General features: G+C 65.7%; 15 protein-coding genes. 7 read left to right on the forward strand and 8 right to left on the reverse strand.

Annotation, left to right across the window (positions count from 1 at the left end):
- Window positions 1-36: 36 nt before the first annotated feature.
- Window positions 37-1089 carry an aldo/keto reductase gene (locus BG57_RS13430; RefSeq protein ID WP_035963794.1) on the forward strand — a complete coding sequence of 351 codons (1053 nt, stop codon included), beginning with the start codon at window positions 37-39 and terminating at the stop codon, window positions 1087-1089.
- 24 nt (window positions 1090-1113) lie between these two features.
- Here BG57_RS13430 and BG57_RS13435 read toward each other — a convergent pair whose 3' ends face one another.
- On the reverse strand, window positions 1114-1980 hold the full coding sequence (locus BG57_RS13435) for an SDR family oxidoreductase (RefSeq protein WP_035963795.1): 867 nt from the start codon (window positions 1978-1980) through the stop codon (window positions 1114-1116).
- Between the two features lie 182 nt (window positions 1981-2162).
- Here BG57_RS13435 and BG57_RS13440 point away from each other — a divergent pair, with 182 nt between their 5' ends.
- The 3 genes from BG57_RS13440 (at window position 2163) to BG57_RS13450 (ending at window position 6275) form a co-directional block, all read left to right on the forward strand.
- The gene (locus BG57_RS13440) at window positions 2163-3344 is read left to right on the forward strand and encodes a 4-hydroxybenzoate 3-monooxygenase (protein ID WP_035963797.1); all 1182 of its coding nucleotides are present in this window, start codon (window positions 2163-2165) and stop codon (window positions 3342-3344) included.
- A 177-nt stretch (window positions 3345-3521) separates the two neighbouring features.
- A complete protein-coding gene (locus tag BG57_RS13445) occupies window positions 3522-4316 on the forward strand; it encodes a sulfite exporter TauE/SafE family protein (protein WP_035963799.1) in 795 nt (264 codons plus the stop codon).
- Between the two features lie 276 nt (window positions 4317-4592).
- Window positions 4593-6275 (forward strand): acid phosphatase, encoded by a 1683-nt coding sequence (locus tag BG57_RS13450; RefSeq protein ID WP_035963801.1) that lies wholly within the window; start codon window positions 4593-4595, stop codon window positions 6273-6275.
- On the opposite strand, the gene BG57_RS13455 is transcribed toward BG57_RS13450, so the two are convergent.
- Window positions 6272-6664: a RidA family protein gene (locus BG57_RS13455; protein WP_035963804.1), complete on the reverse strand. Its 393-nt coding sequence runs from the start codon at window positions 6662-6664 to the stop codon at window positions 6272-6274. The genes BG57_RS13450 and BG57_RS13455 overlap by 4 nt on opposite strands.
- A 28-nt stretch (window positions 6665-6692) precedes the next feature.
- A complete protein-coding gene (locus tag BG57_RS13460) occupies window positions 6693-7580 on the reverse strand; it encodes a LysR family transcriptional regulator (protein ID WP_035963805.1) in 888 nt (295 codons plus the stop codon).
- 116 nt (window positions 7581-7696) lie between these two features.
- On the opposite strand from BG57_RS13460, the gene BG57_RS13465 reads away from it, so the two are divergent.
- Window positions 7697-8593: an NAD-dependent epimerase/dehydratase family protein gene (locus BG57_RS13465; RefSeq protein WP_035963807.1), complete on the forward strand. Its 897-nt coding sequence runs from the start codon at window positions 7697-7699 to the stop codon at window positions 8591-8593.
- A 67-nt stretch (window positions 8594-8660) separates the two neighbouring features.
- Here BG57_RS13465 and BG57_RS13470 read toward each other — a convergent pair whose 3' ends face one another.
- From BG57_RS13470 to BG57_RS13480, 3 genes are all read right to left on the reverse strand, one after another.
- Window positions 8661-9755, reverse strand: coding sequence for a malate/lactate/ureidoglycolate dehydrogenase (locus BG57_RS13470; RefSeq protein ID WP_035963808.1), 1095 nt, complete (start codon window positions 9753-9755; stop codon window positions 8661-8663).
- A gap of 179 nt (window positions 9756-9934) precedes the next feature.
- On the reverse strand, window positions 9935-11404 hold the full coding sequence (locus BG57_RS13475) for a M20 family metallopeptidase (protein WP_035963810.1): 1470 nt from the start codon (window positions 11402-11404) through the stop codon (window positions 9935-9937).
- Window positions 11405-11494: 90 nt separating this feature from the next.
- Window positions 11495-13996 carry a penicillin acylase family protein gene (locus BG57_RS13480; protein ID WP_035963812.1) on the reverse strand — a complete coding sequence of 834 codons (2502 nt, stop codon included), beginning with the start codon at window positions 13994-13996 and terminating at the stop codon, window positions 11495-11497.
- A gap of 201 nt (window positions 13997-14197) precedes the next feature.
- Here BG57_RS13480 and BG57_RS13485 point away from each other — a divergent pair, with 201 nt between their 5' ends.
- Together BG57_RS13485 and BG57_RS13490 are read left to right on the forward strand one after the other, a co-directional pair.
- The gene (locus tag BG57_RS13485) at window positions 14198-14383 is read left to right on the forward strand and encodes an oxidoreductase-like domain-containing protein (protein WP_035963814.1); all 186 of its coding nucleotides are present in this window, start codon (window positions 14198-14200) and stop codon (window positions 14381-14383) included.
- Window positions 14384-14481: 98 nt separating this feature from the next.
- Window positions 14482-14991 (forward strand): DUF1993 domain-containing protein, encoded by a 510-nt coding sequence (locus BG57_RS13490; protein WP_035963821.1) that lies wholly within the window; start codon window positions 14482-14484, stop codon window positions 14989-14991.
- A gap of 87 nt (window positions 14992-15078) precedes the next feature.
- On the opposite strand, the gene BG57_RS13495 is transcribed toward BG57_RS13490, so the two are convergent.
- The gene (locus BG57_RS13495; RefSeq protein ID WP_035963822.1) at window positions 15079-16359 is read right to left on the reverse strand and encodes a virulence factor family protein; all 1281 of its coding nucleotides are present in this window, start codon (window positions 16357-16359) and stop codon (window positions 15079-15081) included.
- Complete coding sequence (gene mprF / locus BG57_RS13500; protein ID WP_035963823.1) at window positions 16356-18953, reverse strand: bifunctional lysylphosphatidylglycerol flippase/synthetase MprF; 2598 nt, start codon at window positions 18951-18953, stop codon at window positions 16356-16358. Before mprF ends, BG57_RS13495 begins: the two co-directional genes overlap by 4 nt.
- Window positions 18954-19035: the final 82 nt, after the last annotated feature.

Here is a 19035-nt window from a genome sequence, read left to right on the forward strand (position 1 = left end):
TTTACGCCGACCTTTAACGCGGACACAGGAGCAAGCATGCGCTACAAGAAATTCGGCAATACCGGTCTGTTCGTCTCGGAGCTGTGCCTCGGCACGATGACGTTCGGCGGCGGTACAGGCGGCATCTGGGACAACATCGGTCAGCTTCAGCAAGCCGATGCGGACACGCTCGTCGGCCGCTCGCTGGACGCGGGCATCAACTTCATCGATACCGCCGATGTCTACGCCGACGGCCGCTCGGAAATCATCACCGGTCAGGCGTTGAAAAACCTGAAGGTGCCGCGCGAAAACGTCGTCGTCGCGACGAAGATTTTCGGCGAAGCGGGCACCAAGGGCGTGAACTCGCGCGGTGCGTCGCGGTTTCACATCATCGACGGCGTGAAGGAAAGCCTGAAGCGTCTGCAACTGGATCACGTCGACCTGTACCAGATTCACGGATTCGATCCCGCAACGCCCATCGAAGAAACACTGCGCGCACTCGATACGCTCGTGCAGCATGGCCACGTGCGTTACATCGGCGTGTCGAACTGGGCAGCGTGGCAGATCATGAAGGCTCTCGGGATTTCCGAGCGCCTCGGCCTTGCGCGCTTCGAGTCATTGCAGGCGTATTACACCGTCGCCGGCCGCGACCTCGAGCGGGAAATCGTGCCGCTGCTGCAAAGCGAAAGCGTCGGCCTGATGGTGTGGAGTCCGCTCGCGGGCGGCTTGCTGTCGGGCAAATACACGCGCGAAGGCGGCAAGGAAGAAGGCAGCCGCCGCACGAAGTTCGATTTCCCGCCGGTGAACGTCGAACGTGCGTACGACTGCATCGACGTGATGCGCCGCATGGCGGAAAGCAAGGGCGTGTCCGTCGCGCAGATCGCGCTTGCGTGGCTGCTGCATCAGAAGGTGGTGACGAGCGTGATCGTCGGCGCAAAGCGGGTCGAGCAGCTCGATGACAACATCGCGGCGACGCGCGTGAAGCTCAATAGCGACGAACTCGCCGCGCTCGATGAAGTCAGCCAGTTGCCGTCGGAATACCCCGGCTGGATGTTCACGCGGCAAGGCGAGTACCGCCGCAACCAGTTGAAGGAAGCGGCGGCCGAGTAACGTGCTCTCGATGCGGCAGGCCGCTCAGATGATCGGCTTGCCGCCCGTCACCGCGATTGTCGCGCCGGAAATGTAGCTCGCCTCGTCCGATGCCAGCATCACGTAGGCAGCGGCGAGTTCGGCGGGCTGGCCGGCGCGCTTCATCGGCACTTGCGAGCCGAAGTTCTTGACCTTTTCGGGCGGCATCGTCGATGGAATCAGCGGCGTCCAGATCGGCCCCGGCGCGACGCAATTCGCGCGGATGCCGCGCTCGGCCAGCAATTGCGCGAGGCCGCCGGTGAAGTTCTGAATCGCGCCCTTCGTGCTGGCATAAGCGATCAAACCAGGGTTGGGACTGTCCGCGTTGATGGACGTCGTGTTGATGATCGCCCCGCCCTCCTTCATGTGCGGGAGCGCCGCCTTCGTGATGCGGAACATCGCGCCGATATTCGTCGAATAGGTCTTGTCCCACTCGTCGTCGCTGATTTCCTCGAGGCTGTCGTAGGTCATCTGGTACGCCGCGTTATTCACGAGCACGTCGACGCGTCCGAACGCCTCGACCGTCTTCGCGACCAGTTCCTTGCAGAACGCGCGATCGGTGATATCGCCCGGCAGCAGCAACGCCTTGCGCCCGGCTTCCTCGACCCAGCGTGCGGTTTCCTTCGCGTCGTCGTGTTCGTCGAGATAGGAGATGGCGACATCCGCGCCTTCCCGCGCATAGGCGATCGCCACCGCTCGCCCGATGCCGCTGTCCGCGCCCGTGATGAGCGCCGTCTTCCCTGCCAGCCTGCCGCTGCCCTTGTAGCTCTGCTCGCCGTGATCGGGCTTCGGGTCCATCGGTGCGGTGAGGCCCGGCGTGCGGTCCTGCTGCTGATCGGGGAAAGGCGGGGTGGGATAGGCGTTTGTGTTCATGGGTGTCCTCATTGATGAAGAGTCGGGATTTACCCTCATTCAGCAAGCACCGGACCCGCTTTTAGCCGCTTTTCGGGCCTTTATCCGGATCGCCGATACGCGCTATCCGCCGTATCGCGTTGCGACATAAGGCCGCGTTGCCGACACTGTATGCACAACATCACGACGCAACGGAGACACACATGCGTACTCAAGTCGGCATCGTCGGCGCGGGCCCGGCCGGGCTTCTGCTCTCTCATCTGCTTCATCAGCGCGGTATCGAATCGGTCGTGCTCGAGACGCGCAGCCGGCTCGATATCGAGTCCACCATTCGCGCGGGCGTGCTCGAACAGGGCACGATGGACCTGCTGAACGAAGCGGGCCTCGGCGCGCGCATGCAGGCCGAAGGCGCGTTGCATCACGGCTTCGAGCTGGCGTTCGAAGGACAGCGCCGGCGCATCGCGCTGACGGAACTGACCGGCCATTCGATCACCGTTTATGCGCAGCACGAAGTCATCAAGGATCTGGTCGCGGCGCGCATGGCGGCGAACGGCGCGTTGAAATTCGGCGTGTCGGATGTCTCGCTGCACGACTTCGGGGACAACAGCGACCGCAAGCCGCGCATCAAGTATCGCCACGAAGGACGCGACGAGGAACTGGAGTGCGATTTCATCGTCGGTTGCGACGGCTCGCAGGGCGTGTCGCGGCAGTCGATTCCGGAAGCCGTGCGGCAGGATTATCAGCGCGTGTATCCGTTCGGCTGGTTCGGCATTCTGGTCGAAGCGCCGCCTTCATCGGAGGAACTGATCTACGCGCGGCACGACCGTGGTTTCGCGCTGATCAGCACGCGGTCGCCGGGCGTGCAGCGCATGTACTTCCAGTGCGACCCGAAAGATTCCGTCGATGCCTGGTCCGACGACCGCATCTGGGCCGAACTGCACGCACGCGTCGATACGGCTGACGGCTGGCAGATCACGGAAGGGAAGATTTTCCAGAAGAACATTGTCGGCATGCGCAGCTTCGTTTCCACGCCGATGCAGTCGGGCAAGCTCTTCCTCGCGGGCGACGCCGCGCATATCGTGCCGCCGACGGGCGCGAAGGGGCTGAATCTGGCGGTGTCGGACGTACGCGTGCTGACCGCCGGGCTGGTCGGCTTCTATCACGACGGCAACGCCGACAAGCTCGCGCGATACACCGACACGGCGCTCAAGCGCATCTGGCGCGCCGAGCATTTCTCGTGGTGGATGACGCGCATGCTGCACAAGCTCGAAGACACCTCGCCATTCGAGCAACGGTTGCAGGTGGCGGAACTGGAGCACGTGACGACTTCGCGGGCGGCGGCTACGGCGCTGGCGGAAAATTACGTGGGAAGCGTGGCTGTTTGATGCGCTTCCGCGCGCCGGGCGGGAACGCCCGGCTGCGCGGGGACTGCGCCTTTTTCCCGACCGCTCCGGCACGCCCGAAGCTTCCGCCCGCGGCCAACGCGCAGCAACGGAACGTCTTACCGGCTATCATCGACGGTTTTTCGACTCCACCTTGCCTGACGGGTCCTCTTCCGCGCGATGTCCTTTCCGCATATCGATTTCCTCTATTCCGCCTCCGGGCTCGCGGTCGGTTTCCTCGTCGGACTGACGGGCGTAGGCGGCGGTTCGCTGATGACGCCGCTCCTCGTCCTGCTGTTCGGCATCCATCCGGCGACGGCGGTCGGCACCGACCTTCTCTACGCCGCCGCGACCAAAACCGCCGGAACGCTCGTGCATGGCCTGAAAGGCTCGGTCGACTGGCGCATCACCGGGCGGCTTGCGGCGGGCAGCGTGCCCGCCGCCGCCGTGACGCTCTATTTTCTCCATCGGCATGGCATGGCCTCGCCCGACACGGCTCGGCTCATTCAGTTGATCCTAGGCACCGCGCTGCTGATCACCGCCGTGTCGCTCGTCTTCCGCACGCAGCTTGCACGCCTCGCCTATGAAAAGGGCCGCAGCCGCCCTGAAAACCCTGCGCGCACCGCCGCCTGGACGATACTCACGGGCGCAATCCTAGGCTTGCTCGTGTCGATCACTTCGGTCGGCGCGGGCGCGATCGGCGTCACCGTGCTGCTTTTGCTCTACCCGCGTCTTGCGACGGCGCGCATCGTCGGTTCCGACGTGGCCCATGCGGTGCCGCTCACGCTGATTGCCGGCGCGGGACACTGGATGGTCGGCTCGGTCGACTGGTCGCTGCTCCTTTCCCTGCTCGTCGGTTCTATTCCGGGCATCGCCGCCGGCAGTGCGCTGTCGTCCAAAGCGCCCGAAGCGCTGCTGCGCCACGTCCTCGCCGCAACGCTCGTCCTCGTTGGCTTAAAACTCGTGTTGAGCTGATGTTAGTCGAGCCGCCCGCCGATGCACAGCCGGCCGGACGGCATAGGCCAAATCGCATGGCCCGTCGTTCGGCCTAGCCGTTTGACCGGGTTTCACACGAGCGGCCGATGCGGCATCATGCGCAGTCAATCGGCTGACGCGCCGCTATTGCGATGCGCGCGGCCAGTCCGGCGGCGCGGCGCGGTGTTGAGGTCATCGCGATGCGTGCGCCGTCTTCTGCCGTCGACGTTGCGAGGCAAACCGGCGGCAGCCTGAACGTTCACGAGGAGTCAGGCAATGAAAGAGAACGAGCATCCGCATCAGGACCTTCCGGCTGACCACGACGCGCCCGCCGATCCGGCGCGGCGGCGGCTGATCGCGGCAGGCGTCGGGCTTGCCGGCCTGTCTCTCGGCGGATGCAATCTCTTCGAGCACAAGCCGTCGACGCCCAAGACCGCAGCCGATCTTTCGCTCGACCGCACGCTCGCCGCCAAGGTGCGGCAGATCGTCGTGATCTACGCGGAGAACCGCAGCTTCACGAATCTGTACGGCGACTTCCCGGGCGTGCAATATCCGCTGTCGGCGGTGCCGGCCTCGCAATACACGCAGCTCGACCGTGATGGCGTCACGCCGTTGCCCACGCTGCCCGCAATCTGGGGCGGACTCGTGCCGCAAGCGCAGGAGTTCGACGGCAAGCGTTACGCCATCGCGGAGAAGCAGATAGCCGGTTTGCGCAACGGCCCGTTCCGCCTCGCCGATGCACAAGGCGATCCGTTGCCGACCGGCGTCATCACACGCGATCTCGTGCATCGCTTCTATCAGAACCAGATGCAGATCAACGCCGGGCGCAACAACCAGTTTGCGGCATGGGGCGACTCGGGCGGCCTCGTGATGGGCCATTACCGGAACTCGCCGGACACTTTCAAGCTCTGGAGCCTCGCGCAGCAATACACGCTCTGCGACAACTTCTTCATGTCGGCGTTCGGCGGTTCCTGGCTCAATCACATCTTCCTGATTTCGGCGCAGGCGCCGTATTATCCCGACGCGCACAACAGCCCGGCGGCGAAGCTGATCTCGGCGGTCGAGGGCGACGATCCCACTGGCTCGCGCCTGAAGCTCGCGCCCGATTCACCGAAGTCCGCGCTCGAGGGTCCGCCTAAGTTCGTGCGCGACAGTTCGCTCACCGCCGACGGTTACGCGGTCAACACGATGGCGCCGCCGTATCAGCCGAGCAACGTCAAGCCCGCGCCCGACAGCGACCCGCGTTTCGCGGATACCGCGAACGCATTCGTGCTGCCGCCGCAGACGTACGCGACCATTGGCGACCGCCTGTCCGAGAAGGGCGTCGACTGGGCGTGGTACAGCGGCGCGTGGCAATACGCGCTCGAGCATCGCGACACCGGCGCTGTGCCCGACTTCCAGTATCACCATCAGCCGTTCAATTACTTCCGCAACTTCGCGCCGGGCACGTCAGCGCGCGAGCGGTATCTGCGTGACGCGGGTCTCGGCGACGATCCTTCGACGAACAAGCTCCTCGCGGACATCGACGCGGGCCGCCTGCCGTCCGTCACGTTCTACAAGCCGCAAGGCAACCTGAACATGCACGCGGGCTATGCGGACGTCGCATCGGGCGACCGGCATATCTCGAACGTGATCGAGCACATCCGGCGCGGGCCGCAGTGGGAGAACACGGTCGTGATCGTATCCGTCGACGAAAACGGCGGCTGGTGGGATCACGTCGCGCCGCCAAAGGGCGATCGCTGGGGACCGGGTTCGCGCATTCCGGCGCTCGTCGTGTCGCCGTTCGCCAGGAAGGGTTACGTCGATCATACGGTCTACGACACGAATTCGATCCTGCGCTTCATCTCGCGCGTGCACGATCTAGCGCCGCTCGATGGCGTCGTGGCGCGGGACCGGGCGTTCGCGGCGAACGGCGAAGCGCCGCTTGGCGACCTCACCGCCTCGCTGGATCTGGCCTAGACGCGCTCGATCCACGCACGCGCCGATATCTCCAGCAGATAGCCGTAGTGCAGCGCGCCGACGGGCACGACGGCGCGCGCCGGCTTCCACGCGCCGAAGTGCTGCGCGTAAATCTCGTTGAACGCCTTCCAGTGCTCGACGCCGACGAGATAAACCGTCACTTCGATGCAGTCCGTCAGGCCGCCGCCCGCCGCTTCGAGCACGGTTCGGAGATTGAGCAAGGTCTGCTCGGCCTGCTCTTCGAATGGGCGGTCGCCGGTATGCGTGCCGTCCGGGCGCATCGGCAACTGGCCGGAGACGCAGACCAGATTGCCGGCGCGCGTCGCGTGGCTGTAGTGGCCTGCGGGAATCGGCAGGCCGGGAGCGTTGATGGTTTCTATCGGTGGCATCGTCGTTGATTAGTTGAAAGTCGATGGGTCAGAGCGCGAGTCTGCTCGCGAGGAAATCGAGGAACGCACGAGCGCGGGCCGCCAGCGATTCGCTCTGGTAGTACACCGCGCTGATCGGCTGCCGAACGTCTTCGAGTGCGTCGTCGAGAATCGTGCGAAGGCGGCCGGTTTCGACATCGGCGGCGGTCATGAAATCGGCGAGACACGCGATGCCGCCGCCGTCGATCGCGAGTTGCCGGATGGTTTCGCCGCTCGACGCGGACACGGCCGGCTTGATCGTCACGAACGCGGCGCGGCCATCACGCAGCGGCCAGTCGTTGAGGCTTTCGGGCGCGGTAAAACCGATGAGCCGGGCGCGCATCAACTCTTCGACATCGCGCGGCTCGCCGTGCTCCGCGAGATAAGCCGGGCTCGCAAGCACGCGCAGCCGGCTGCTGCCGAGCGTGCGCGCGTGCAGCGTGGAATCCTGCAGCGCGCCGATTCTTATCGCGATATCCACGCGCTGCTCCAGCAAATCCACGATACGTTCGTTGCTCGTCAGCTCGAGCGAAATCTCCGGATACAGCGCTGCGAACGCCTTCACGTGCGGCACCACGCAATGAAGCATGAACGGCGACGCCGCGTCCACGCGCAGCCGCCCGGCTGGACGCTCGCGCCGTCGCGAGATGGCCTCTTCCGCGTCGTCCATCGCGGCGAGAATGGCGCGCGCGCGGGCGAGAAACAGTTCGCCCTCCTCCGTCAGTTGCAGGCGGCGCGTGGTGCGGCGAACAAGCGTCGCATCGAGCTTCTTTTCGAGCCGCGTGAGCGTGCGGCTGACACCGGAAACCGTCTGCTGCAGGGTTTCGGCTGCAGCCGTCATCGAACCGCTGTCGATCACGGTGACGAATACGAGCAGTTCGTCGGTATTCGTTTTCATGGTGATACGCGTGATTGTTGATTTGTAGTCAAGGTTGATTTGAGACTACCACTCTTTTTGCGAAAGTCGAAGCCGCCGATACTGTCCGTACCGATTCAATTCTCAGGAGCAAGCACATGAAGGTTTTCGTTACGGGCGCAGGCGGTTTCATCGGCGGATCGATTGCGGCGGGGCTGGTGCGCGACGGCCATCAGGTGCGGGGCCTCATTCGCCGCGCCGAGCAAGGCGCGGCGCTGAAGCAAGCGGGCATCGAGCCGGTCGTCGGCAGCCTCGACGACGCCGCCCTGCTCGCCACGGAAGCCCGCGCGGCCGATGCCGTCATCAACGCGGCGAGCAGCGATCATCGCGGCGCGGTTGAAGCGCTGATCGGCGCGCTCGAAGGCTCGAACAAGCCGTTTCTGCATACGAGCGGATCGAGCATCGTCGGTGATGCGTCGGGCGGCGAGGCATCGGATTCGGTCTACACCGAAACCACGCTGCCGGAGCCGACTGCCGACAAGGCGCCGCGCGTCGCCATCGACAATCTGGTGCTGGATGCCGCGAAGCGCGGCGTGCGCTCGGCCGTGCTCTGCAACACGCTGATTTACGGCCACGGCGCGATTCCCGATACCGCCAGCGTGCAGTTGCCGCGTCTGGAGCGGCAGGCGAAAAAGAGCGGCGTCGTGCGGCATGTGGGACGCGGACTGAACATCTGGTCGAACGTGCATATCGACGATGTGGTCGACGCCTATCGCCGCGCGCTCGACAAGACGCCGGCGGGCACGTTCTATTTCATCGAAAGCGGGGAAGCGCAGTTCCGCGACATGACCGTCGCAATGGCGAAGACGCTCGACCTGCGGGGACCGGAAGACTGGCCGCTGGAACAGGCGATCGAGGAATGGGGCTACGAGATGGCGTCCTACGGACTCGGGTCGAATAGCCGGGTGCGGGGCGAGCGCGCGCGGACGCTGCTGGGCTGGGCGCCGGAGCGTAAGTCGGTGGTCGAGTGGATCGAGAAGGAAATGGTGCGCTGATCGGCGACCAACGAAAACGCGGCTAAATTGGCTTGACCAATTTAGCCGCGTTTCACATCTGAGCCGCTTACTTCAGCGCGCTCGCGAACTTTTCGATGTCCGCTTCGGCCATGCCCGACTTCTGCGCCGATTCACGAATCTGCTTCCACGTGGTCGGATCGATCGGCACGCCATTCGCACGGCGTTCCGCGCGGCGCGCCTCTTCCGGCTCGCCGGGCGCGTAGATCGCGTCGATGCCCTCGGCGCGCGGCGACGCCTTCATCCATTCGAGGAACGCTTCGGCTTCGGCCTGAGCGGCGGGAGCGTCGAAGGCGTTCGGATCGAGAATCACCGAGGTCATGCAGTTCATGATCGCGCTGGTCTTTTCGAGCGTGCTTTCGTGCGTCGTGTAACCGCCCGAGAGCGCCCCGCCGAAGATCTCGCACAGCGCGGCGAGGCCGGAACCCTTGTGCAGACCGAACGCCGTCAGCGAACCGAACGGCTGCTCGTGCATGACCTTCGGTTCGACCGTCGGCCGGCCTTCGTGGTCGAGCAGCATGCCCGGCGCGACCTGGACGCCCTTGTTGTACGCCACGCGCGTCTTGCCGTAGGCGATGCCCGCTGTCGCGAAATCGAGCACGAGCGGGCTCTTGCCGTCGCGCGGATACGCCGCGCAGAACGGGTTCGTGCCGAAGCGCCGGTCGATCCCGCCGAACGGCGCGACGAGCGGATCGCCCGCCACGTTCACGAAGTGGAACGACACGAGCCCTGCGTTCGCGCACTGCTCGGCCCAGTGTCCGATGCGCCCGATGTGATGCGCGTTGCGCAGGCCGACCGCGCACACGCCGAACTTCTTCGCGCGCTCGATGCCGTGCTCCATCGCCTCGTAGGCGACGACTTGCCCGAAGCCCTTGCGGCCGTCGACGGTCAGCACCGCGCCGGCGTCGCGGACGATTTCCGCGTGCGTGTTCAGTTGCAACTGGCCGTCTCCGAGCGACGACACATAGCGCGGAATCATCCCGACGCCGTGCGAATCGTGGCCCGACAGGTTCGACATCACGAGGTGATCGGCGACCAGTTCCGCTTCGCGCGGCGCGCTTCCGGCGCGTTCCCAGATGGCGCGGACGTAGGCGTGCAGCGTATCGGCGGCAATGCGTTGTTCGGGTTTGCTGGTTTCGTTCATTGCGACTCTCGTCTCCTTTGATCGATGACTGGTGCGGCGCTTTCTGAAGAAGCGCGCGTGCCTGTTACTTTACAGACGTTCAACTGGCCTGACCAGTTTGTTTTTCAGAAAACACTGAAAACGGCGAAAAAACGCCCGCTCGTGGCGGGCGTTGCTGTTCCGGAATTGCCGGGAACCGCTCAGGGCGCTGCGGCGATCACTTCGGCCACGGCCGCCGTCAGCTTCCTGGCGTAGGGCACGTGCAGGAATTCGTTCGGCCCGTGCGCGTTGGACTTCGGCCCGAGCACGCCGCACACCATGAACTGCGAGCGCGGGAAACCCTCTTTGAGCGTGTTCATCAGCGGAATCGTGCCGCCCTGCCCGATATACGCGACATCCGCGCCGAAATGACGACGCGACGCATCGTTCAGCGACGACGCCAGCCACGGCGCAAGCTCCGGCGCGCTCCAGCCGGTCGCCGCGCCGGCTTCGGGCTTGAACGTGACCTTCGCGTTGTACGGCGGATCGAGTTCGAGCAGCGACTTCAATTGCGCAACCGCTTCGGTCGCTTCGACGAGCGGCGGCAGCCGCAGCGACAGCTTGAAAGCCGTGCGCGGCGCGAGCACGTTGCCGGCGTCCGCGAGCGGCGGCAGGCCGGCCGCGCCCGTCACCGTCAGCGACGGACGCCACGTCGAGTTGAGCAGCGCTTCTTTCGGATCGGTCGTGGTCGGCAGCACGCTGCCGCCGTCCTGACCGCAGCTCCAGGGCAACTTCTTCCAGACATCGTCGCCGAGGATGTGCGCGGTCGCTTCGGCCTCTCTCATGCGCTGGCCGGGAATCGCGCAGTGGAAATTCTTCGGCAGCAGATTCCCGGTCGCGGCATCCTCGAGCCGCTCGAACAATTGCCGCATGATGCGGAATGTCGACGGCGCGATGCCGCCGTAGCCGCCCGAATGCAGCCCTTCTTCGAGCACCTGCACTTCGAGGTCGCCGGCGACGAGGCCGCGCAGCGACGTGGTGAGCCATAGTTGATCGTAATTGCCCGCGCCGGAATCGAGACAGATGACGAGGCCGACGTCGCCGAGCCTGTCGCGCAGCGCGTCGATGTACGGCAGCAAGTCGTAACTGCCCGATTCCTCACACGTCTCGATGATGCCGACGCAACGCGGCCGCTCCACGCCCTGCGCATCCAGCGCGGCGAGTGCGGTGATGCTCGCGTAAGTCGCGTAGCCATCGTCGGCGCCGCCACGGCCGTAGAGCTTGCCGTCCTCGAGCTTGGGTGTCCACGGGCCGAGATCGCTGCGCCAGCCTTCGAATTCAGGCTGCTTGTCGAGGTGTCCATAGAGGACGACAGTCTCGGTGCTGCCCGAGCGTGTCGCGGGTGCTTCGAAGAAGATGACCGGCGTGCGGCCGGTGAGCCGGACGATCTCAACCTTCAGGCCCTTCACGGGCTGCCTCTTGGCCCAGTCGGCGGCGTCCGTCACCACGCGTTCGATAAAACCGTGGCGCGCCCAGTCGACGTCGAACATCGGGCTTTTCGCGGGCACCGCGATGTAGTCGGTCAGCGCGGGAACGATCTCGTCGTCCCACTTCTGATTAACGAACTGCTGCAATGCGGCCGGATCGAGCCGTACCGCTTCTTCGTGTTGTGTGCTGTCGCCAGAGTTCATGACGGTGGTTCCACGCGGACAAACCACCATGATAGACGGGAATCTTTACGATTCGCGTGATGTTCTGCCGTATGAACAATGGCCCGTTTTCTAGCGCGGACCCGTGACGACGAACGGCGCGGCGGACGACTCCGCATTGATCGCCTCATCCGCGAACGGAAACCGCCGCCATTGTTTCGCCGAGAAAAGGCGCGTGGCGTCGCCGAAATGCGGCGAGGCAGGATCGTCCGATTCGGCGGGCGCGAGCAGCGTGTCCGCTTCGACGCCTTGCGGCCCGTTTCCGGTGAAGGTCACGACTTGCAGGTAGCTGTCGCCCTCGCCGTTCGCGTCCATCGGATACCCCTTCGCGTCCAGCGGACGCCCCGCGCACACGACCGCGAAATAGCCCGCTTCGTCGCAACCGCCGAACAGCGGGACGCGTGCGCCGTCGCGCGTCGTATAGAGCAGATCGCCACGGCGCGAATCGAGCGCGAAGCCGTTCAACCGCAGCGACAGCGCGGCTCCGCCCAGCGCCTGCCGGATCTCCTGCACGACGGCGGGATTGCTGGTGTTCAGGCCGCTCGGCGTCGTCAGCGGACGCGATGGATCGAAGCGCGTCGCGAAAAGACGCTCGGGCGGGATGCGCATCAGACGCTGCCACAGTTCGTCCCAGAGATTCGCGCCGCGCGCATCGATATCCGCTGTGCCGTTCCAGTTGCGCAGCACGTCGCAGGCGTCGTTGAGCGCGCTGGCCGCGTCGCCCGGCGTGCAGACGGCGTCGAGCAGCGGCTGCCGATAAAGCGCCTCCGACATCGATTTCGCCTCCAGCACCGCCGATTCCACCGCCTCGCGCGTGACCCCGGCGCTTTCCCGCTGCAGCCGCGCGGCAAGCAGATGCCCGTAGCGCGTGCGCAGCGACTGCTCGTAGCGCGTCGCCCCCGCGATGCGCGGATAGCCCGAAAGCGGCGCGTTCGCGTTCGTGAGCCAGTAACTGTCGTTGAAGTTGCCGACGTAATCGCCGCGCGCCGTGCTCGGCATCTGATCGACGGGCAGCGTTCCCCGCTGCGTCCACGCGCACGCGCTTTTCGAGCCGTCGAGGAACGGCACGCCGGGCATGCGGCTCGCGAGCGCACGGCCGGCGGGCGGCGTGCAGGCATCGGCGAGCGCGTCGGATACGCCGGGCATCACGCCGATGTCCGCGAACCACGCGCGCGGATCGCCACGGCCGATCGCGAACGTGTTGGCCCACGGAATCGCCGCATAGCGCTTCTGGATGCCGATGAAATCGTCGAGCGACCGCGCCTGGTTCCACGCGAAAAAATTCTCGAAGCTGCGCACGTTGTCCGCGTTCGGGTCGGCGAGTGCGTAGGCGCGCTGCGCGTTCCAGCCGAGCGCGGCGTTGAGCGTCGACAGATCGACGACCGGGCCGAAGCGCGTCCGATACAGCGTGCGCGCCACCGGTTCGATCGAGCCGTCGGCGCGGCGTACGCGCACGGAGAGCGGGACGGGCGTCATCGGTTCGGTCGCGCCATCGAAGCGGTAGCGCGTGGGATCGGCGGGATCGAGCGTCAGTTCGAAGAGGCCGAAGCGGCGCGCGGTCGACACCGTATGCGTCCACGCGATGTTTTCGTTGAAGCCGAGCACGATCAGTGGCACGCCGAGAAACGACACGCCCGCTGCGTCGAGCCGGCCGGGAATCGTCAGTTGCGCCTGATAGAAACGATCCGGACCGCGCCAGAACCAGTGCGGATTGCCGAACAGGATGCTGCGCTTGTCGCGCGTGATCGGCGCGCCGAAGGCGAGCGCATTGCTGCCGATGCCGGGCAATTCGCCTACGGGATAACGGAGATCGCTCGCGCGGACGTTCGACGCGAGCGCGTTGCCTGCGACGCGCTGCGCAGACGGAACTAGCTCGGGCGGCTGATCGACACTCGCATCGAGCGCGCTGCCGACGCCCGGTGCACCACGCACGGCATCCGGCCCGCCCGACACGGCTCCCGCCTTCGGTGGATGCGCCGCCGCGATTGCCTCAACGAATCTTGCCGATCCGCCCGCCAGATTCGCCGCGATCAGCCGCCGGTAGATATCGTCCGGCTCGATCTGGCCGACCCACGGCTCGCCACGGCAGGCCGCATGAGCGCCGGGAAAGTTGCCGGCGTCGAGATCGGCGAGATAACGGTCGTAACCAGCAGCGAAGCCGTCGATAAGACTGCGTAAATCCGGCGATTGCGCGGCGCGATAGCGGTCGACGGCGGCCTGGTCATCGACGAGGCGGGAGAAGAAGTCAGAGTCCAGATTGCGCGGCTGGCCGAAGATCGACGGATTCGGAGGACGCGCGTCCGCACCGAAATGCTCGGATCGCTCGCCGCGCCAGGTCACGAAACCATCGGCGAGCGAACACAGATTGTCCTGCGCCTGCGCGTAGCCGTAACCGTAGCCGAGGCTGCCCCAGTCGGCGGCGCGGATATGCGGGATGCCCGACTGCGTGCGGCGAATCTCCGCGCGATACGGCGCCGCGTCGGCACTCTGCGACGCCTGTTGCGACGCGGCGCAGCCGGCGAGCATCGCGATGGCGAGCGCGCCGAGCATCGCACGACTGACGGTCTGATTCATCGGTCACGGTCCTCCGATCACTCGATTGGGCGGAAGCCCGGGCGGAATGTCGGCCAGTATCGCACCGTGCGGCGCGCGGGCACCGCCAAAAGTTAGCTCCGGCTCATGGCGCGTCGCGGCGTCGCTTGCAGCGTCAGCGGCAAAGCATCGGCGGGTTGCACAATGGGAGACTGAGTCCGCGCACGAGAATAAAGAGTTTCGATGACCTCATCCGAGCAAACACCCGGCGACCCGCGCCCGACGCCGCCCGAACGCCCATCGCCGGACGAGTGCTGCCACAGCGGCTGCCATCCGTGCGTCTTCGATCTCTATCAGGACGCGCTCGACCGCTACGAGCAGCAATTGCGTGCGTGGGAAGCGCGGCATGCGCCGGGCTTGCAGGGGTAGCCGCGGTCATTCGAGCGCCCGATAGCGCACGGCGCTATCCTTGTCGTCCTTTCGACAAGAGGACCGCGAAGGTCCGCACAATCAAGGAGCGCAAGAACATGTCCCTCTCGATGTATCGCGCGTCGATTCCGGTTTTTATTCGCGGGCTGGAAGTGTGCTCGTCCCTGCTGGAGAAAGGCGCAGCCTTCGCCGATGAGAAAGGCCTCGCCCACGCCGATGTGATCGGCGCACGCCTCGCGCCCGACATGTTGCCGCTGGCCGCGCAAATCCAGCGCGCCAGCGATACGGCGAAGCTTTCCGCGCAACGCCTGTCGGGCGTCGAAGCGCCGCGCTTCGAGGACGACGAGGACAGCTTTGCAAAGCTGCAGGAGCGCATCGCGAAGACGATTGCGTATCTGAAGAGCATCGATCGGGCCGCGCTCGCCGATAGCGAATCGCGCACGGTCACGCTCAAGTTTCCGGACTTTTCGCCGTCGTTTTCAGGCGTCGATTATTTGCTCGGCTTCGGGCTGCCGAATTTCTATTTTCACGTCGTCACGACGCACGACATCCTGCGCCATCTCGGCGCGCCGATCGGCAAGCGCGACTATCTCGGCGCGCTCAAGTGAGCATTTGAACCGAGTGCAAGCCGCTCGATGAGACCATCGGGCGGCGCTGCCAGCACGAAGCAAAGCCTGGCTTGACGTCGGGCGGACTCAGGCTCCCGCCCGCGCCGCGATCTGCTTGCGCCAGCCGGTCAGAATGCGCCGCGCGAGCGCATCGTAATCGCCGCCGAAGTGGTGATCGCCCGGCAGCTTCACGACTTCGATGCCCGTCTTGGTAAGCGTCGGGCACAGCGTGTCGTCTTCCTTTTCGCCGTAGATGCACTGAACCATCGCGGGCGGCAGCTTCGTCAGTTCGGGCTTGACCTTCAGCGCCTTCTCGCTCGCCTTCATGCCGAGCCAGCCCGTCACGCGAATCTGAAAATCCGCCTCGGGCGCGAAACCCATCAGCGAGACATAGGACACTTGCGCGCGTACCGCATCCGGCAAGCGGTTGTACGCGAACGGCATCACGTCCGCGCCGAACGAGTAGCCGACGAGCGCAACGTGGTTCGTATGCCAGCGCGCGTTGTAAGTGCGAATCACTCGCGCGATGTCCGTTGCCGTGCGCTCCGGCGACTTCTCGCTCCAGAAGTAGCGCAGCGAATCGATACCGATCACCGATACGCCATCGCGTTGCAGCGCGAGCGCCATCGTCTTGTCGAGATCGCGCCAGCCGCCGTCGCCGGAAATGACGATGGCGAGCAGGTCGGTCGGCTTCGCGGCGCGCAGTTCGATGAGTGGCAGATCCGAGACATCGTTATCGACGGGCGCTTCCGCCTTCTTCAGATGCGGCGCCGTCATCGCGACGATCGCATCGGCCCGGGAGCGGCCCGGCTGCAACGCGGCGCGCTCCAGGAAACCGGGCAAGCCCTTCATGTGGATGATCGTCGGGTCGGGCGGACACGGCTTGAAGCGCGCGTCGAGTTGTGCATCCGCCGCCAGCGACACCGCGCCCGCCACCGTGTTGTCAGGAGCCTGCGTCAAAGCCTGCTCGCTGACCATCGCGCCTTGCCCGGAGCCCGCGAAAATCGGCGAGAAATAGCGGCTTGTCTGCACGGTGCGTTCGAGCTGATGGCTCATGTCTTCCGCATCGCCGACGAGGTTGTGGCATGTCTCCTTCTTTTCCGTCGCGAGGCGCGCGGCATAACGCGGCGTATCGACGCCGACGACCATCGCGCCTTTCGCCGCAAGCGCATCGGCGGCCTGGGCATCGGCGGGGCTCCAGCCGGACTTATCGGAGAACAGGACGACGAAGCCCGTCATTTCGCCTGCGGGCTTGGTCAGCGTCACCTGCCCGTAGCGGCCGCCGGAAATGGTGGAGGCGTGGGCCGCGCCGAGGATCGATACGCCCAGAACGGCGAGCGCCGCCAGTTTCTTGCCAAAGTGAATCATGAACGCCAGCCTCCCGCCAGCAGCGAAAGGTCCGCCAAAGTGAAAAATACGCCGACCGAACCGGACGCCGCCAGATAGCGCGGCTCCCAGTGCGGCTGGAACTTGCTCTTGAAGCCGCGCAAACCGCGGAAGTTGTAGAAACGCCCGCCGAAGCGCCACACCAGTCCGGCGAGCCGGTGCCAGTGCGAGGCAAGCGGCGTCGGCTCCATCCCCGAAAGCGGCGCGATACCGAGCGACAGCGAGCGGAATCCCGCTTCCTTCAGATGCAGCGCGAGCTTCGTGAAGAGATACTCCATCGCATACGACGACGCATTCGCGACATGGCGCATCACGCCGACGGTCGCTTCGGTGTTGAGGTCCGTCGTCATGAAGGTGACGAACGCGACCGGCGCGCCCGCCTGACGCACGAGCAGCACCGATTGCGCCGCCAGATAGTCTTCATTGAACGCGGCGACCGAGAAGCTTTTCTCACGCGCGGAGCGGCTGTCGAGCCAGTCGTCGGAAATCTCGCGCAGCATCGGCATGCATTCGGCGATACGGTCCGGGCCGATCAGTTCGGTGTCGAAACCATCGCGTTCGCCGCGCTTGAGCGCGTAGCGCAGATGGGCGCGGTGCGAGCCCTTCAGATCGAAATCCGCCAGCGCGACGTGCGCTTCCTCGCCCAGTTTCATCAGCGTGAGACCGGCGTCCAGATAGAGCGGCAGGGCATCGGCGCGCACCTGATAAAACGCGGCGCGGCCGTTGTGCTTGTGCGCCAGCGCGACGAACTCGCGAATCAGCCCCGCCCACTCGCTGCGCGGGCCGACCGGATCGTGCAATGCGGCCCACGTGCGGCCATGTTTCGCGTACATCAGGAAGGCTTCGCGCGATTCGGAGAACAGGAAACTCTTGTCGCCCATCATCGCGAGGCCGGCGTCGCTACGCTCCTGTGCGCGGAAAATGCGCGCGGCGTTGGCGAGATCCTGCGGCGCGGGCTTCACGAAGCGGCCCGCCGCCGGACGCAGCAGTTGCCACACCGCGAACGCCGAGGCGAACACGCCGGCGGCCAGCGTCGCGCGCAACGCCCGCGGGGCGCGCTCGTCGAAGGCGAATTGCCACCAGAGGTCGGTGTCGTAGGGGACGTCGCGGAACGCGAAGAACATGATCCACACGGCCACCGCCATCACCATGCCGACCGAGAACAGCCACGTCAGCGTGAAGCGCTCCGCAAAAAGCGAGGCCCGGCGATTGAACCGCTCGCGCGTCGCGACGAGCAGCACGATCAGGAACGCGAGCACGCCCGCTTCGATGAACGCCAGGCCTTTCGCGAGCGACAGCGCGAAGTTCGCCACCGCGAGAATCAACGCGAGCCACCACGCGGCGTCCAGCCGGCGCATCAGGCCACGCGCGACGAACAACAGCAGCACGCCGAGCACGCTGCCGAGCAATTGCGAGCCTTCCAGCACCCACAGCGGCACGACGGTCTGGAGCAACGCGATACGCATCTTGAAGGCGGGCGTCGCGCCGGAGATGACGAGCATCGAGCCGGCTGCGAACGTGACGATCGCCAGGAACAGCGGCGCAAGCTGCGACACGCGATGCGGGCGCAGAAACGCGAAGCGGCCCTTGAGCGCGCGGCCCTCGAACGCGGCCATCACGCCGGCGGAGAGAATCAGCGGCAGGCCGAAGTAGATCGCGCGATACGCGAGCAGCGCGGCGAGCACGTCGGGCGTCGCGACCTCGCGGCCCAGCGCGAAGACCATCGCCGCCTCGAATACGCCGACGCCGCCCGGCGTGTGGCCGATCATGCCGAGCAGCATCGCCGCCGAGAACACCGTCATGAACTCGGCGAGGCCGACGTGCGCGCCGGGCAGCATCGCCCAGAGCGCGAGGCCCGCGCCGAAGACATCGACGATGGCGAGCGCCGTCTGGGCGATGAAATCGCGGCGCGTCGGCACGTTGAACGCGAGCCACTTCCAGCGCGAACGCAGCGTGCGCTGCTCGCGTCCGCAGAAGACGAGCATCGCGACGAATACGGCGAGAAGCGCCGCGCCGATCGCGCGCAGTATCGCCGGGGAAAGGTGCATCATGCCGGCGAGCGTGCCCGCCGAAGCGACCATGCCGACGGCCGTCATGAACGCCAGCGACAGCGCGAGCGTCACGCCCGTGAAAATCGACAGGCGGCCCACTTGCGCCGCAGTGACGTCCGCGGCGCCGTACACGCGGCAGCGCACCGCACCGCCCGTCAGCGCGCCGAAGCCGGTGACGTTGCCGAGCGCGGAACCGACCGTCGCGCCGACCCACAGCAGCGAGCGCGGCACGGTCACGCCGATATGACGCAAGCCGATCGCGTCGCGCCCGACAAGCGCGGCGAAACTGAGCGCCGTCGCGAACAGCGCCCCGCCCCACGCTTGCGGCGTGAGCAGGCGCAGGGAACGGACGACGGACTTGTAATCGACCGAATGCGACAGATGCTGGAACACGACGAGCAGCAGCGCGCACACGACGACCGTCAGCGCGGGCGCCGCGAAGCGCTGCAAATCGGGAAAGGCGCCTTGGGAATCTCCGGGCGTGGAGTGGGCGCGAAGCCGGGCGAACAACTTTCTGCGAGACATGCGTTATGTGATCTTGCTGGCGCCGCAGCCTGACGATGAAACCGCCGGCTGCCGCGCGAATCGTTGTAGTGGGGCCGCGTGT

Origin of the sequence: Caballeronia grimmiae, from assembly GCF_000698555.1 — a bacterium.
Classification (GTDB): Bacteria; Pseudomonadota; Gammaproteobacteria; order Burkholderiales; family Burkholderiaceae; genus Caballeronia; species Caballeronia grimmiae.